The organism is Peribacillus sp. TH14 (genome assembly GCF_016651145.1).
Lineage (GTDB): Bacteria > Bacillota > Bacilli > Bacillales > DSM-1321 > Peribacillus > Peribacillus butanolivorans.
Genome location: NZ_JAEKEK010000001.1, coordinates 2,209,898 through 2,226,353, shown reverse-complemented (window position 1 = coordinate 2,226,353; position 16,456 = coordinate 2,209,898). Strand labels below are relative to the sequence as shown.

General features: G+C 40.6%; 12 protein-coding genes. 2 read left to right on the top strand and 10 right to left on the bottom strand.

The genetic code is table 11. The annotated features are described in order from the left end of the window. Positions 1 to 8: 8 nt before the first annotated feature. The 10 genes from JFU50_RS10815 to JFU50_RS10770 all read right to left on the bottom strand — a co-directional run bounded on the left by JFU50_RS10815 (position 9) and on the right by JFU50_RS10770 (position 13,954). Positions 9 to 1,616, bottom strand: a complete 1,608-nt coding sequence (locus JFU50_RS10815) for a CTP synthase (RefSeq protein ID WP_056524140.1) — start codon at positions 1,614 to 1,616, stop codon at positions 9 to 11. A 474-nt stretch (positions 1,617 to 2,090) separates the two neighbouring features. Beyond that, positions 2,091 to 2,672: a DNA-directed RNA polymerase subunit delta gene (rpoE, locus tag JFU50_RS10810; RefSeq protein ID WP_201187508.1), complete on the bottom strand. Its 582-nt coding sequence runs from the start codon at positions 2,670 to 2,672 to the stop codon at positions 2,091 to 2,093. A gap of 210 nt (positions 2,673 to 2,882) precedes the next feature. Continuing rightward, positions 2,883 to 3,041 (bottom strand): hypothetical protein, encoded by a 159-nt coding sequence (locus JFU50_RS10805; RefSeq protein WP_201222581.1) that lies wholly within the window; start codon positions 3,039 to 3,041, stop codon positions 2,883 to 2,885. A 138-nt stretch (positions 3,042 to 3,179) separates the two neighbouring features. After that, the gene (icmF, locus tag JFU50_RS10800) at positions 3,180 to 6,446 is read right to left on the bottom strand and encodes a fused isobutyryl-CoA mutase/GTPase IcmF (protein WP_201222579.1); all 3,267 of its coding nucleotides are present in this window, start codon (positions 6,444 to 6,446) and stop codon (positions 3,180 to 3,182) included. Between the two features lie 25 nt (positions 6,447 to 6,471). Then, positions 6,472 to 7,110 carry a TetR/AcrR family transcriptional regulator gene (locus tag JFU50_RS10795; RefSeq protein WP_201187512.1) on the bottom strand — a complete coding sequence of 213 codons (639 nt, stop codon included), beginning with the start codon at positions 7,108 to 7,110 and terminating at the stop codon, positions 6,472 to 6,474. A gap of 113 nt (positions 7,111 to 7,223) precedes the next feature. After that, positions 7,224 to 8,363, bottom strand: coding sequence for an acyl-CoA dehydrogenase (locus tag JFU50_RS10790; protein ID WP_053348446.1), 1,140 nt, complete (start codon positions 8,361 to 8,363; stop codon positions 7,224 to 7,226). 26 nt (positions 8,364 to 8,389) lie between these two features. Beyond that, positions 8,390 to 9,520: an acyl-CoA dehydrogenase gene (locus JFU50_RS10785; RefSeq protein WP_201222577.1), complete on the bottom strand. Its 1,131-nt coding sequence runs from the start codon at positions 9,518 to 9,520 to the stop codon at positions 8,390 to 8,392. A gap of 29 nt (positions 9,521 to 9,549) precedes the next feature. Then, complete coding sequence (locus JFU50_RS10780) at positions 9,550 to 10,407, bottom strand: 3-hydroxybutyryl-CoA dehydrogenase (protein WP_056524130.1); 858 nt, start codon at positions 10,405 to 10,407, stop codon at positions 9,550 to 9,552. Between the two features lie 31 nt (positions 10,408 to 10,438). Further along, the gene (locus JFU50_RS10775) at positions 10,439 to 11,629 is read right to left on the bottom strand and encodes an acetyl-CoA C-acetyltransferase (RefSeq protein ID WP_201222575.1); all 1,191 of its coding nucleotides are present in this window, start codon (positions 11,627 to 11,629) and stop codon (positions 10,439 to 10,441) included. A gap of 195 nt (positions 11,630 to 11,824) precedes the next feature. Further along, on the bottom strand, positions 11,825 to 13,954 hold the full coding sequence (locus JFU50_RS10770; protein WP_201225057.1) for a (Fe-S)-binding protein: 2,130 nt from the start codon (positions 13,952 to 13,954) through the stop codon (positions 11,825 to 11,827). A gap of 315 nt (positions 13,955 to 14,269) precedes the next feature. On the opposite strand from JFU50_RS10770, the gene cls reads away from it, so the two are divergent. Continuing rightward, the gene (gene cls, locus JFU50_RS10765; protein ID WP_242485354.1) at positions 14,270 to 15,472 is read left to right on the top strand and encodes a cardiolipin synthase; all 1,203 of its coding nucleotides are present in this window, start codon (positions 14,270 to 14,272) and stop codon (positions 15,470 to 15,472) included. Between the two features lie 26 nt (positions 15,473 to 15,498). After that, the gene (uvsE, locus tag JFU50_RS10760; RefSeq protein ID WP_201222573.1) at positions 15,499 to 16,452 is read left to right on the top strand and encodes a UV DNA damage repair endonuclease UvsE; all 954 of its coding nucleotides are present in this window, start codon (positions 15,499 to 15,501) and stop codon (positions 16,450 to 16,452) included. Positions 16,453 to 16,456: the final 4 nt, after the last annotated feature.

Here is a 16,456-nt window from a genome sequence, read left to right as displayed (position 1 = left end):
TTGTTTTATTATTGTTTTTTATTGTTTTTTAAAGACATGCCAACGAAGTCACGGAATAGTGGCTGTGGACGGTTAGGACGTGACGTGAATTCCGGGTGGAATTGTGAAGCCACGAACCAAGGATGATCTTTTAATTCAATGATTTCAACTAGGCGACCATCTGGGCTTGTACCAGAAAAGACAAATCCTGCCTCTTCCATAGCTGGACGGTAATGGTTGTTGAATTCATAACGGTGACGGTGACGTTCATAAACAACCTCATCATTATACGCTTCGTATGCTTTAGTTCCTTCGATAAGCTTACAAGGGTATAGACCAAGACGCAGTGTACCACCCAAATCTTCTACATCCTTTTGCTCAGGAAGAAGGTCAATAATTGGGTCTGGAGTTTCCTCATTAATTTCAGCTGAGTGCGCTTCTGTCAATCCTAGAACGTTGCGTGCATATTCAATGGATGCCAACTGCATACCTAAACAGATTCCGAAGAATGGTGTTTTTGTGGTGCGGGCAAATTCAGTAGCTGCAATTTTCCCTTCGATTCCACGATCTCCAAATCCTCCAGGAACAAGGATTCCATCTGCATCTTGAAGAAGTTCAGCCACATTTTCTTTTGTAACATCTTCAGAATTTACCCAGTCGATTTCAACATCCGCATCAAATGCGTAACCTGCATGCTTAAGTGCTTCCACAACAGAAAGGTAAGCATCTTGCAATTCAACATATTTTCCGACAAGAGCGATTTTCGTTTTCTTTGATAAAGAAGTAACCTTTTTGACAAGCTCTTTCCAATCTTCCATATCCGCTTCGCCACAGTCCAATTTCAAGTGATCACAAACGATTTGGTCCATGTTTTGTGCTTGAAGCGCAAGAGGGATAGAGTAAAGTGTATCTGCATCTAGACATTCGATAACTGAATTTTTATCGATATCGCAGAATAACGCAATTTTATCCTTCATATCTTGTGAAATTGGGCTTTCTGTACGTGCAACGATGATATTCGGCTGAATTCCAAGACTACGTAATTCTTTTACACTATGCTGTGTCGGTTTTGTTTTCATTTCACCAGCAGCTTTGATGTAAGGAACAAGTGTACAGTGGATATACATAACATTATTGATTCCGATATCACTTTTAATTTGACGAATCGCTTCAAGGAATGGAAGAGACTCAATATCCCCGACCGTACCACCGATTTCAGTTATGACTATATCCGCATTAGTTTCATTACCTGAACGGAATACCCGTTCTTTAATTTCATTTGTGATATGGGGAATAACTTGAACTGTTCCACCTAAGTAGTCGCCACGGCGCTCTTTTCTTAGGACGGTTGAATAAATTTTACCTGTTGTCACATTGCTGTGTTTGCCAAGGTTAATATCAATAAAACGCTCGTAATGACCAAGGTCCAAATCTGTTTCAGCACCATCATCTGTTACAAACACTTCACCATGTTGATAAGGACTCATTGTCCCTGGATCTAAGTTAATATAAGGGTCAAATTTTTGAATCGTTACATTCAAGCCTCTATTTTTTAAAAGTCTACCTAAAGAAGCAGCTGTTATCCCTTTTCCTAAGGAAGAAACTACTCCACCTGTTACAAAAATATATTTTGTCATCTCATATCCTCCTATAGAATGTTTTCATCCAATGCTGTTCTCTTACTTTTTCAAATACATTTAAAACAGAACCCGCATCTTTATGATATAAATTAATTTTCTGCCGCCACACTGGCGGTTTAAAAGCACAAGGCAGGTTTTAACTTCTTGTCCTTTTCGTTTAAGACCGCAAAGCAGTACAAACCAATAATTACTTAAAGGTCTTTAGTGAGAGTCATGCCGGATACACGAATAAGAATAAATTTCCTTAAATGACAGTAACATTTAATTATGTTCTCTATAGTTTTACCCTTATAAGAGAAATCATTTTAAAAAATAAAAAAATGATGTCATTTATTCATTCCATCATTAAAAACAAAAACGCTCCGCTTACAATAAAAGTAAGGGAGCGATATAATTTAATCATTGTGTCCTTTTTTAAGGAGCCCAAAAATGATTCTACAAATTTCGCCTTAAAAAGTCAAGGGCGATTATTTATTTCTCATGATCTTCATCAAGCTCTTCTTCGTCTTCATCTTCGTCCTCATCGTCTTCTATGACAAATGCTTCGTCTTCAATTATTTCTTCTTCTAGATCGTCATCATCGTCTACGTCATCTTCTAAAAGTTCCTCGTCGATTACTGGAGCACCTAAAAGATCATCGTCGTCGTCATCCTCATCTTCGTCTAAATCATCGATATCTTCTTCAAAATCAAGATCTTCATCTTCAAGCTCATCGAAATCGTCGACAACCACAGCGGCTTTTTTAGCTTTCTTTTTCTTCTTCGGTTTTACAACATGTACAACTTCTTCTTCAATTTGGTCAACTGGGTACCATGTTTTCAATCCCCAGCGGTTGTCTCCAAGTGAAGTAAATCGGCCATCTACATTCAAATCTGTATAGAATTGAGCAATTCTTTTTGCCACTTCTGCTTTAGATAAATGATGAAGCGTAGCTAACTCACTTATTAAATCTTTAAATGGAATCGGTTCATTTCTTTCCACTAACAAATCATATGCCATCTCTATTAAGGACATTTCCAATAACTGCTCTTTTGAGTATTGTTTTAAACTCAAATTCCGCACTTCCCTTCTCTATTCAAACACTAAATTCTGTGTTTTTTCACATAAAAAAATAATCTAAAACAGTATTTCGATAAAATAACGACAATTCCTGCTAGACATATACTCCATTATAAACAATCTAATTGGGTTTATGCTAGTTCTATCTGATACTTTCACAGATTTACCCTTACGTTTATGTAAACAGAAATCTTTAAACAGATTTTATTTACTCTTCAATGATTTCTGACGATAGGTCGCAGTAAAAAATACTACAGATAGAATAAAAAAGGAAACGGCGCCTAATTGATGCTCATACAACTCAAATAAAATAATGATAGCAAAAATATAACCTATGATTAATCCAATCATCTTCAGGTTCATTTTCTCAACTCCAATAGGGCTGATTCATCATTTTTGCCCCTTTACCAAATAATTATAAGGGAAAATTTACATTTTGCGAAAAAAACTCGGAATTTTTTTGAAAAAGGGGCCTCCTCAATTTCGGAGTACCCCTTAACTTTACATATTTCTTCGATATTGTCCGCCGACATCATATAATGCACGTGTAATCTGGCCCAAACTAGCCACTTTCACACAATTCATGAGTTCAGCAAAAATATTTTCCCCGTTCATCGCCGCTGCTTTTAAATTAGTTAGGGCTTCTTCTATGAACGCTTTATTTTTTTCCTGAAATGCCTGCAAGTTAATGATCTGCCCTTCCTTTTCTTCTTTCGTGGCACGGGCAATCTCCATGCTGTTCACAGCTTCTTCTGAAGGAGGATTAGGATTCAAGTACGTATTAACCCCAATAATCGGCAATTCTCCCGTATGCTTTTTCATTTCGTAATGCATGGATTCATCCTGGATTTTCCCGCGTTGATATTGTGTCTCCATAGCACCCAATACACCGCCCCGATCATTGATGCGATCAAACTCTTGTAGTACCGCTTCCTCAACTAGATCTGTCAACTCTTCTACTACAAAAGCACCCTGCATCGGGTTTTCATTTTTTGATAGCCCGTGCTCCTTTGTAATGATCATTTGAATAGCCATTGCACGACGTACAGACTCTTCCGTAGGTGTAGTAATAGCTTCATCGTATGCATTCGTATGCAGGGAGTTGCAGTTGTCTTGCAGGGCCATTAATGCCTGAAGTGTCGTTCGGATATCGTTAAAATCAATTTCCTGCGCATGGAGAGAGCGCCCCGACGTCTGGATATGATATTTCAACTTCTGACTACGGTCATTCGCTCCATATTTATCACGCATGACTGTCGCCCAGATCCGTCTTGCAACCCTTCCGATAACCGTATATTCCGGGTCTAGCCCATTCGAGAAGAAGAAAGACAAATTCGGTGCAAAGTCATCAATATTCATTCCGCGGCTTAAGTAATACTCTATATAAGTAAATCCATTTGCTAAAGTAAAAGCCAATTGTGAAATAGGATTGGCGCCTGCTTCAGCGATATGATACCCAGAAATGGATACCGAATAATAATTTCTGACTTTATTATCAATGAAATACGCTTGGATATCCCCCATCAGCCTTAGGGCAAATTCCGTGGAAAAGATGCATGTATTCTGCCCTTGGTCTTCTTTTAGAATATCGGCTTGAACGGTTCCACGTACCGTTTGAAGCGTGTAAGCCTGCACTTGTTCAGTTTCGGCATCTGTAAGAGAACGGCCCAACTCTTTTTCTTTCAGTTGAACCTGCTGATCAATCGCTGTATTCATATACATGGCCAAAATAATTGGCGCAGGACCATTGATAGTCATGGATACAGAGGTCGATGGGTGGCATAGGTCGAAGCCGGCATACAATTTTTTCATGTCATCCAACGTACAGATACTGACGCCGCTTTCACCTACCTTTCCATAAATATCCGGCCGGTAATCAGGATCTTCCCCATATAACGTCACAGAATCGAAAGCCGTACTGAGTCGTTTGGCATTATCGTCCTTTGACAAATAATGAAAACGTCGGTTGGTTCGATCCGGTGAACCTTCACCAGCAAATTGCCGCTTAGGGTCTTCTCCCTCACGCTTGAATGGAAAGACTCCGGCTGTATAAGGGAAGAAGCCAGGTACGTTTTCACGGAAGACCCAACTTAATATTTCTCCATAGTCCACATATTTAGGCAGTGATACTCTCGGAATCATTAGACCTGATAAGCTTTTAGTTTTCAGCTTTGTGATGATTTCTTTATCCCGGATTTTTGTTACAAACTGCTCCCCTGCATATTTTTCTCTTAAGTCCATCCATCCAGAAAGGATCTTTTTTGATTCAGAAGATAATTTAGAAGCGGTTTCTTTTTTCAGTGTTTCCAGAGAATTGATAACGTCTTCATTACTTTCATTTTCCTTAACTGCTTCAATTGCTCCTTCGAGCTGAAAGAGTCTGCGGGCAAAACGGACTTGTTCACCAGCCCGCTTATGATACGATCGGACCGTATCACTGATTTCACGTAAATAATAGCGGCGGTCGGTTGGAATTATGACATTTTGTTTGTATACTTCCGCTTCTTTTGAAAAAGTAGTACTCCACTCTGTCCCTGCTTTTTCATTTAATTTTTCAATTAGTGCAGCGAATAATGCATTCGTTCCTGGATCATTGAATTGGGAAGCAATTGTGCCATAGACTGGCATTTCAGAAGGATCTTGATCAAAAAGCGTACGGCTACGTTGATATTGTTTTTGAACTTGGTTTTTTGCATCCTCGGAACCTTTACGCTCATATTTGTTTATCACTATTAAATCGGCATAATCAATCATATCAATTTTTTCAAGCTGGGAAGGAGCACCGAACTCACTCGTCATCACATACATAGCCACATCGCATATCTCAGCAATCTCCGCATCCCCCTGACCAATTCCGCTCGTTTCAACGATAATTAAATCGACGCCAGCTGCCTTCACAACCGAAATGGCATCTTTAATCGCTAAAGACAACTCACTTTTTGAACGACGAGTGGCTAGGCTCCGCATGTAAACACGCTCAGAAAAAATTGCATTCATTCGGATTCGGTCACCAAGCAAGGCACCACCTGTTTTTTGCTTTGTCGGGTCGACAGAAAGGATGGCCACCTTCTTATCTGGAATTTCGTTTATAAATCGACGAATCAATTCATCAGTCAGCGAACTTTTCCCTGCTCCTCCCGTCCCTGTTATCCCAAGAACCGGAACCTGCTTTTCAGATGTCTTGATTTGCTCAAGGAGGCTCTCCACCGCAGCCGCAGATTCATTTACAGCATCGAGTCTATTTTCAGCGAAGGTAATATATTGGGCAATGGCGCTTGTTTCCCCTGCGATCAGTTCATCAAAGCGTTCCTGCAAGGATGGTTTGACGGTTGAAAAGTCGCACTCCTCCATCAATACATTAATCATGCCTTGAAGCCCATACTCCCGTCCCTCATCAGGAGAGAAAATACGGGCAATTCCATACTCATGAAGCTCTTTAATTTCCCGTGGGATGATGACTCCTCCTCCGCCGGCAAAAATCCGAATGTGCTGAGCTCCCTTTTCCTTCAACAAATCATACATGTATTTAAAATATTCCACATGCCCACCTTGGTAAGATGACATCGCTATACCTTGAACATCCTCTTGGATCGCCGCGTTAACTATTTCCTCTACCGAGCGATTATGGCCTAGGTGAATAACCTCCGCACCGCTAGCCTGAAGGATTCTCCTCATGATGTTAATAGATGCATCATGTCCATCAAATAAACTCGAAGCAGTCACGAATCGGATATGGTTCTTTGGTTTATACACCTCAACTGTACTCATTTAGCTCCTCCTTATTGAAACGAATTCATATCAAAGTACTTTTCTGAATCGATACATTTTGAATCAATAATTGTGTCTGCAGTTCAACATACTCTTGAAGCGTATACTTTTTGTGTAAAGCCCATCTTCTAAAACTCCACATCTGTCCCTGAACAAAAATGTTATGAGAAACAAGACTTATTTGATTTTCCGTTAACAGAAGCTCCCCATTTTCGACACATTTTGTTATGACCTTTTCAAACATACCTACCATCTGGATTTCTTTGTTTAGCACGTATGGTAATGCATCTTTCGTCAGAGCTTTCACTTCTTGATACATAACTAGAACTTCGTCCTGCATTTCATCCATTACTTGATAAAAATAAGCGATTGTCAGTTTCAGACTTTCTAGTGTCCCATCACTCTGTTCAATTTCTTTCTGAAGTTTTTCCTGAACTTCATCGTAAATAAAATCACAGACCAAATATAAAACATCTTCCTTTGTCCGGATATACTCATATAACGTACCTATACTGAAACCAGCGGCTTTAGCGATTTCCCTCGTCGTAGTACGATGAAATCCCTTTTCTTTAAAAAGGGTCACCGCACCTTTTATCATTTGTGTGCGCCTTTTTTCAACCAGCCGCTCATCCTTTACTGACGCATGAACTTCTCTTTTCTCCATTTTCTAACCCCTTTTGGAAAGCCTATCATTTAATGTTCAAAAGACAGTCTTTTGAAAAATGAAAAGGGTATTCCGGGAAGAACGATTCCTCACCGGAAAACCTGATTTCAATTCTATTTAGTTATCATCCTTGAGATGACCAGCTTTTGAATTTCCTGCGTACCTTCATAGATCTGGGTGATTTTTGCATCACGCATATAGCGTTCAACTGGATAATCTTTTGTATATCCATAACCACCGAAAACTTGCACGGCCTCTGTCGTCACTTTCATTGCTGTATCCCCTGCAAATAGTTTTGACATTGCCGACTCTTTTCCATAAGGAAGACCTTCTGACTCTAACCAAGCTGCCTGATAGGTTAATAGCCTTGAAGCCTCCACTCCTGTCGCCATATCCGCTAATTTAAAACCGATGCCTTGCTGTGCGGAAATTGGTTTTCCAAATTGGACACGCTCTTTTGCATAGTCAACTGCTGCATCCAATGCACCTTGTGCAATGCCGACTGCCTGGGCCGCAATTCCGTTACGGCCACCATCAAGCGTCATCATCGCAATTTTAAAGCCCTCTCCTTCTTTGCCAAGAAGATTTTCTTTAGGCACACGGCACTCATCAAAAATAATTTCCGTGGTAGGTGATGAACGAATCCCCAGCTTTTTCTCTTTTTTACCCACACTAAAGCCCGGGAAGTCTTTTTCAATGATAAAGGCACTTGTTCCTTTTTGTTTGGATTCAGGGTCTGTCAATGCAAAAACTACATACGTATCAGCAATCCCGCCATTCGTGATGAAAATTTTTGAACCATTAATAATATATTCATCACCTACAAGCTTTGCAGTCGTTCTCATACCACCAGCGTCAGAGCCTGAGCTTGGCTCCGTCAGACCATACGCACCTATTTTTTCACCCTGCGCCATCGGACGAAGGTATTTTTGTTTTTGCTCTTCAGATCCAAATTTGTAAATTGGCCATCCTGCAAGAGAGGTATGAGCGGATAAAGTTACTCCCGTAGAAGCGCAAACACGGGAAAGTTCCTCAATCGCGATACAATAAGCTAAGTAATCGCTTCCAATGCCGCCATATTCTTCTGGCCATGGAATCCCTGTCAATCCCAGTTCAGCCATTTTATCAAAAATCTCACGGTCAAATCGTTCTTCTTCATCCCTTTCAGCGGCTGACGGAGCCACTTCATTTTGGGCAAAGTCGCGTACCATTTTTCTGATCATTTCATGTTCTTCTGTTAGTTTAAATTGCATGACTATGTCCCCCACTTTTTTCTTTTTTATAGATTTTTACTGATGACCATCCTCTGTATTTCACTGGTACCCTCATATATTTCGGTTACCTTTGCATCCCTGAAATAGCGCTCGACTGGATATTCCGTTGTGTATCCATAGCCGCCGTAAACTTGAACGGCTTCTATTGTCACCTCAACAGCCGTCCTCGAAGCGAATAGCTTAGCCATGGACGCCTCCTTGCCGCAATTCAACCCTTTGGAGCGTAAATACGCCGCTCGATAGACCAGTAGTCTAGAAGCTTCTATGTTCGTTGCCATTTCAGCCAGCTTGAAACCAATCCCCTGCTGGGTTGCAATTGGTTTACCAAATTGCACTCTGTCTTTTGCATATTGGACAGCATGTTCCAAAGCACCTTCAGCGATTCCAAGTGCTTGAGAAGCAATGCCTATCCTTCCAGAATCCAAGTTGGCCATCGCTATCTTAAAGCCCTCTCCTTCGTTGCCAAGGATATTAGCTGCAGGTATTTTCATATCTTCAAAGGTTACCTGTACGGTGCTCGATCCATGAAGACCCATTTTACGTTCATTTTTTCCAATGATTAAGCCCGGGGTTCCTTTTTCTACGATAAAGGCAGAGATTCCCTTGCTCCCCTTCTCAGGGTTGGTTGAGGCAAAAATAATATATACATCTGCTTCGCCACCGTTGGTGATAAATACCTTGGATCCATTTATTCGATACATACCGCCTTCCTTGACCGCTTTTGATTTCAAACTAGCAGCATCGGAACCTGAGCTTTGTTCTGTTAAACAAAAAGCACCTAACAATTTTCCCGCGGCAAGCTTAGGCACATATTTTTGCTTCTGCTCATCCGTTCCAAAATAAACGATTGGATTTGTTCCAACAGAAGTATGAACAGACAATATGACACCGAGAGTCGGGCTAACTTTGGAAATTTCATTAATGGCGATAATATAAGACATAAAGTCCATACCCGCTCCCCCATATTGTTCTGGAATCGGGATTCCCATTAACCCAAGCTCACCCATTTTATGCAGGATTGTTTTGGGGAACTCTCCTCTTTCCATTGCCTCGATATGTGGGGTAATCTCATTCACCGCAAAATCACGTACCATTTTCCGCATCATTTCCTGCTCTTCTGTAAACTTGAAATCCATTCCTTCATTCCTCCCTAGCTGCATACTCTCTATGATTTGTTATATTCGTAAAAGCCACGTCCTGACTTCTTACCTAACCACCCTGCTTTTACATATTTTCTTAACAGAGGACATGGACGGTATTTATCATCTCCTAGCCCTTGGTGAAGGGTTTCCATTATGTATAAACATGTGTCCAACCCAATGAAGTCGGCTAGTGTCAACGGACCCATCGGATGATTCATTCCTAGCTTCATCACGTCATCGATTGCCTCTTTAGTAGCGACACCCTCGTATAGTGTATAAATGGCCTCATTAATCATCGGCATCAAAATCCGGTTCGAGACAAAGCCAGGGAAATCATTTACTTCAACCGGTACCTTGCTTAGAGATTCCGCCATTTTCTCAACTTTTTTATAAACTTCGTCCGTTGTTGCAAGACCTCGAATAATCTCAACCAGCTTCATGACCGGAACGGGATTCATAAAATGCATGCCAATTACCTTTTCCGGTCTTCTTGTGGCGGCGGCTATTTCGGTAATCGGTAGAGAAGAAGTATTGGATGCAAGAATTACGTGTTTCGGAGTAATTTCATCCAACTCGGCGAATAGCTTTGTTTTAATTTCCATATTTTCAATCGCCGCTTCAATCACCAAATCAACCCCAGCGGCATTTTTTAAATCTGTTGATGAAGTCAATCGTGAAAGGGTTGCATCTTTATCCCCAGCTGCCATTTTCCCTTTTTCAACTTGACGGGAAAGGTTTTTGATAATTGTGCCTAAGCCTTTTTCTACATATTCTTCTTTTAAATCATGTAAAAGAACTTCATAACCGCTCATTGCGCAAACTTGTGCAATACCAGATCCCATCTGCCCCGCGCCAATGACCATCACTTTATGAATGCTCATGAATATCCCTCCTTATTTATCTATGAATCTATCAGCCCTGCTTTGGTACTTCGATTAATATGGCATCTCCTTGGCCGCCGCCACTACAAATTGCTGCAATACCTAATCCACCGCCACGCCGTTTCAATTCATGCATCAGCGTAATGATGATTCGAGCTCCACTGGCTCCGATTGGGTGCCCTAATGCTACGGCTCCACCGTTCACATTGACTTTTTCCGGCTCGATGTTGGCAATTTTCCCACTGGCCAGTGCCACCGCAGCAAATGCTTCGTTTACTTCAAATAAATCAATGTCTTCTATCGATTTACCAGTCTTTTCTAAGATTTTATTTATGACTAAGCCCGGTGTTTTAGGAAAATCCTTTGCTTCAACAGCCACTTCGGCATGACCTAAAATATAAGCAAAAGGCGTTTTCCCTTCTTTTCTCGCACGATCTTCGCTCATTAACACGAGTGCACCTGCTCCATCATTGACGCCGGGCGCATTTCCTGCAGTTATAGTCCCTTCGTTATTAAAAGCCGGACCTAATTTAGCGAGCTTCTCAGAGGATGTATCTTTTCTTGGCCCTTCATCATGTTCAATTGTAATTGGTTCACCTTTTCGTACCGGAACCTGTACGGAAATGATTTCTTCAGCAAGGATACCGCCATCAATTGCTTTTATCGCTTTTTGATGACTTTCGTAGGCCCAGCTATCTTGGTCCTCACGGGTAAGTTCAAGTTCCTCAGCAGTACTATTGCCGTATGTACCCATATGTACGCCGGTAAAGCTACAGCTAAGCCCATCAGAAATCATTGTGTCCTTAAGCGGGGCATCACCCATCCTAAGTCCCCATCTTGCTTTCGGAAGAATATAAGGTGCATTGCTCATCGATTCCATCCCGCCGGCAACAATGATTTCTTCCTCCCCCAAGCGAATAATCTGATCAGCCAATGTCACACTACGAAGTCCTGATGCACATACTTTATTAATGGTTTCGGTTTTCACTTCCCAAGGTAATCCTGCAAGACGTGCTGCCTGGCGAGAAGGTATTTGGCCTTGACCTGCTTGTAGCACATTCCCCATAATGACCTCGTCTATCTGGCTGCTTTCAATCCCTGCCCGCTTAACCGCCTCCTTGATTGCAATTCCTCCAAGTTGTGATGCTGTCAAACTGCTAAGACCTCCGCCGAATTTACCAAAAGGTGTTCTCACACCACTAACAATCACTGTTTTTGTCATCATTTTTTCCTCCTTTAAGTAACATTGATTGAACGCTCGCTCAATATAGGATCAAAAAAATATTTATTGTAAGCGCTTAATATTATATTACATAATTTTTACAAAAATTAAAATATTTAGTTCAAAATTAATTAAAAATTGCCTACTTCAATTGAATATATTCATTTAAAAGAAGCAGGCAATTTTATTTTAAAATTAAGATGCTATTGACTTATTTTCACCAATAACCGCTTTTTCGAGTAATTCGGCTACATCATACGTTTTTACATTTTCTTCAACTTCTTTTGCTTTTGTACCATCAGATAACATGGTCAAACAGTACGGACAGCCGGAACTGATAACAGTTGGGTTAACGGCGAGTGCTTGTTCAGTACGTGCCACATTTATACGGTTTCCGGTTTCTTCTTCCATCCACATCAAGCCGCCTCCAGCTCCACAGCACATGCCTTTTTCACGGTTACGTTCCATCTCAATAAGCTTGACGCCTTCAATAGATTGTAAAATTTCACGTGGCGGACTGTATACATCATTGTATCTTCCCAAATAACAAGAATCATGGAATGTAATCGTTTCATTAACCGGATACTGTGGTACCAATCTGTCTTCACTGACAAGTTTGGCTAGTAATTCAGTATGGTGATATACCTCAGCCTCCAAACCAAAATCCGGATACTCATTCTTAAAAATATTGTAGGCATGAGGATCAATTGTCACGATTTTTTTAATTTCATTTTTCTGGAATTCCTCTATATTTTTCATTGCAAGCTCTTGAAAAACAAACTCATTACCTAACCGGCGAGGAGTATCTCCTGAGTTTTTCTCCTTATTTCCTAAGATTGCAAATTTGATGCCCGCTTCATTCATTAGTTTAGCGAAGGAAAGGGCAATTTTCTGGCTTCGGTTATCGTACGATCCCATTGAACCTACCCAGAATAAATATTCGAATTCCTCGTCTGCTTTTTGCAATTCTTTAACTGTCGGGATGTTAACATCATCACGCAGGACTCTCCAGTCTTCTCTCTCTTTACGATTCAATCCCCAAGGGTTCCCTTGTCTCTCAATGTTTGTCATCGCACGTTGAGCATCTGGATCCAACCTACCTTCAGTCAAGACTAGATATCGGCGCATATCGATAATTTTGTCGACATGTTCATTCATTACCGGACATTGGTCTTCACAGTTCCTGCAAGTGGTACATGCCCAAAGTTCTTCTTCAGTAATGACTTCTCCAATTAAGCTCGGGCTGTAAGCTTCAGTTGCTGCAGCTGATTCCTGTGCTCCCTGCGTGGCACTGGCTAGTGCTATCTTATTTCCCTTTGAATTGCCAAAAACGAAGGATGGAACCCATGGCTGCTTTGTTGTAACAGCTGCACCTGTATTTGTTAAATGGTCACGCATCTTGATGATAATATCCATCGGCGACAGCATTTTCCCTGTACCAGTTGCCGGGCACATATTCGTACAACGGCCGCACTCTACGCATGCATAGAGGTCCACCATTTGATATTGCGTTAAGTCCTCGATATATTTGGCACCATAATATTGATTGCCTTCTTTGTCTAAAACCTCTTCTTCTAAATCTACCGACTTTAATTTTCCTGGATTATCCAGACGGTTAAGAAATACATTTATTGGTCCAGCAATTAAGTGAGCATGCTTAGACTGCGGGATATAAACGAGGAACGATAATATGATTAGCAAATGCATCCACCAGGCTACATAAAACACAACAGTCGCTGCTGTTGGTCCCATCCAGCCAAATAGGTAGGCGATACTAGAGGCAACTGGCTCTGACCAAGTTGCTTCGTGTCCGTGCCAGATCATTCCCATCCCATTACCTAGTAACACTGTAATCATGATTCCTGTTATGAAGATAACAACCAATCCTGCTTTAAAATCTCTTTTCAAACGAACAAGTTTCTCTACGTAACGACGATAAGCTGCCCAAAGGATTGCGACAAGAACCGTAAGCGTCACGATTTCTTGGAAGAAAGTAAAGGCCGGGTATACGGGGCCAAACGGTAGATGCCACCCAGGCTTTAAGCCTTTTATAAAAAAGTCCAGTGCACCAAATTGCACTAAGATGAAACCGTAAAATAACATGGCATGGATGATTCCGCTCTTTTTATCTTTAAAGAGCTTCTTCTGTCCAAACACATAAACCCCTATTTTCACGAGACGATCTTTCACACGGTTATCGAATTCCACTTTTTTACCAAGTTTTATATAAGCTATTCGAGTCCTTATCAAATAGACAAATAATCCAGCGGCGTAAGCGGTTACAAGTAAAAATGCAGTTAAGTTAATCCACAGCAGGCCATTCATTTCCATGCACTCTTTCCCCCTCTAAAAAGTTTTTTATTCAAGTAAAATGCCTAGTTGCTCATTTTAATAAATTTGAAAATATGGCATTTTTCTGAAATTTGATTAATTCCATTATATAATGAATGAGCATTCAGTCAACTTTTTCTTTCTAAATAAATATAGTTTGTTTTTCAACATCTTATTGTATAGTTCGACAATTCTGTAAATTTACCTTCTATTTTAGAAAAAAAATGTAGTTTATCTTCACTCTTTTTTTGATGGTTATGAACAAGTAACTTGAGCCAAACTAAATTAAATCAATTAGGGGGGATTTTGTTGAAGATAATCACTACGCTTGCCTCTATTTTTTTATTGATCTTCACTTGGTGTTGGGTCGATTTTAAGTTAGGGCATAAGCGTAATATGAAGCAGGTAACGAACATTAAATATCCGCCTCGGAAAAGTGACTTGACTGTATTCACATCAGGGAAAATACTGTTTGATGATTTCATGAAAGAAATCAAGCTAGCTCAGGATTCTATCCATATTCTTTTTTATATAGTAAAAAATGATAAATTTAGCAAGGAGTTTTTAAAGTTACTTCAAACTAAAGCTGAAGCGGGTGTTGAAGTAAGACTGTTAGTCGACAGGATTGGCAGTAAAAACATTTCCCGGGAGAGCATTCAGGAATTAAAGAAAAGCGGCGTTCATTTTTCATTTAGCTTTAAACCCAAGCTCCCTTTCCTTTTTTATTCGATACAAAAAAGAAATCACCGCAAAATTACCGTAATAGACGGTCGGATCGGCTATCTTGGCGGATTTAATATCGGCAAGGAGTATATTAACCAAGGGGAAAAGTTAAATCCTTGGAGAGATTACCATGTAAAAATAACTGGGGAAGGAGTTAAGGATTTGCAGGAAGTCTTCCTTTCTGACTGGGTTCACGATACAAACGAAGATTACCGGGGAACACCTGCATATTTTCCTACCTTGGTTCCTGGTACTCAGGCTCATCAGGTTATTGTCACGAACGGAAGCCATCTTGAGCAGACTTTAACACGCTTAATTCAGCAAGCTGAGAAAAAAATCATTATCGGAACCCCATACTTCATCCCCAGTCAAACACTGTTTCAGGAATTAAGGTCAGCCCTTGCACGCAAGGTTTCTGTGACGGTCATTGTTCCTGAAATGTCGGATCACGCCCTTGTCAAAGAGGCATCCTTCCCCTATTTCCGGATTTTATTAAAGGAAGGTGCTACTATTCTGCAATTTCAAAGAGGGTTCTACCATTCTAAAGTGATATTGATTGATGATATAATTTGTGATGTTGGTACTGCTAATTTTGATAAACGAAGTCTATTTTTAAATAGTGAAATCAATTGTTTGATATTTGACCAAGCATTTATAGAAGATGTAAAAAAGGAATTGGCGGTAGACATAGCTGAATCTAAGCCATTAAGCAGGGATTCACTATCCTCCATTAATGTAGCCCGTACAGCAAAAGAGTCACTGGCTTCCATCCTTTCTCCTTTTCTTTAACATCGCGTTTTTAGGGAGAGAATTAAATGAAAATTAGATTTGGATATGTATCTAATGCCACCTGTCTTTGGGAAGCTTCCCCCGCTAAGACGCTTACCTTTAAGCGGTACAGCGCACTTGGACAAGAGGAAGGGATGCAAAAGCTTCTTAGTGTGACAAAACAGAACATTGAAAGTACATTAAGGGTCCTTCAATATAATACAGCTCACCAAATAGAAATCTACCGGATGTCCAGTTCAATTGTTCCTTTAGCCACGCACCCCGAGGTAGAATGGGATTTTGTCACTCCTTTTAAACAAGAATGGAAACAGCTCGGCGATTGGATATCTGCACATAAAATGCGGGTTAGCTTTCACCCTAATCAGTTTACGTTGTTTACAAGCCCTAAACCCGAGATTACACAAAATGCCGTAAAAGATATGGAGTTTCACTATAAGATGCTTGATGCGATGGGGATTGCCGACTCCTCTTTTATCAATATCCATGTCGGTGGAGCTTATGGTGATAAAGAATCAGCCATAATACGGGTTCATGACAACCTTAAGTCGCTCCCCAAGCATGTGAAAGCAAGGATGACCTTGGAGAATGACGATAAAACATATACAGCATCAGAAACCTTGATCGTGTGTAAAAAGGAAAACATTCCGCTTGTCTTTGATTACCACCACCATCTTGCGAATCTATCCGATGAGCCGCTTAACGAGCTGCTCATCCAAATTTTCTCCACCTGGAGTCAGTCTGGGACGGTACCTAAGGTTCATATTTCTTCTCCAAAGTCGGCAGTTGAATTTCGCTCGCATGCAGATTATATCGATTTTGAATTCATTATTCCCCTTTTGAAAGTACTAAGGGAACTCAGACAAGACGTCGATTTCATGATTGAAGCTAAAATGAAGGACCGGGCAATGTTGAAACTTATTGAAGATGTCGCTAAGGTACGTGGTGTGAAAAGAATTAGCGGCGGTGCTGTAGAGTGTTAATCAA

What these genes read in the sequence shown, in the direction of transcription:
- JFU50_RS10770 (WP_201225057.1), bottom strand. Translation starts at nt 13,954, where the DNA reads ATGAATGGCCTGCTGTGGATTAACTTAACTGCATTTTTACTTGTAACC.
- JFU50_RS10795 (WP_201187512.1), bottom strand. Translation starts at nt 7,110, where the DNA reads ATGGAGAAAAGAGAAGTTCATGCGTCAGTAAAGGATGAGCGGCTGGTT.
- JFU50_RS10775 (WP_201222575.1), bottom strand. Translation starts at nt 11,629, where the DNA reads ATGACAAAAACAGTGATTGTTAGTGGTGTGAGAACACCTTTTGGTAAA.
- icmF (WP_201222579.1), bottom strand. Translation starts at nt 6,446, where the DNA reads ATGAGTACAGTTGAGGTGTATAAACCAAAGAACCATATCCGATTCGTG.
- JFU50_RS10815 (WP_056524140.1), bottom strand. Translation starts at nt 1,616, where the DNA reads ATGACAAAATATATTTTTGTAACAGGTGGAGTAGTTTCTTCCTTAGGA.
- JFU50_RS10805 (WP_201222581.1), bottom strand. Translation starts at nt 3,041, where the DNA reads ATGAACCTGAAGATGATTGGATTAATCATAGGTTATATTTTTGCTATC.
- JFU50_RS10790 (WP_053348446.1), bottom strand. Translation starts at nt 8,363, where the DNA reads ATGCAATTTAAACTAACAGAAGAACATGAAATGATCAGAAAAATGGTA.
- JFU50_RS10780 (WP_056524130.1), bottom strand. Translation starts at nt 10,407, where the DNA reads ATGAGCATTCATAAAGTGATGGTCATTGGCGCGGGGCAGATGGGATCT.
- JFU50_RS10785 (WP_201222577.1), bottom strand. Translation starts at nt 9,520, where the DNA reads ATGGATTTCAAGTTTACAGAAGAGCAGGAAATGATGCGGAAAATGGTA.
- uvsE (WP_201222573.1), top strand. Translation starts at nt 15,499, where the DNA reads ATGAAAATTAGATTTGGATATGTATCTAATGCCACCTGTCTTTGGGAA.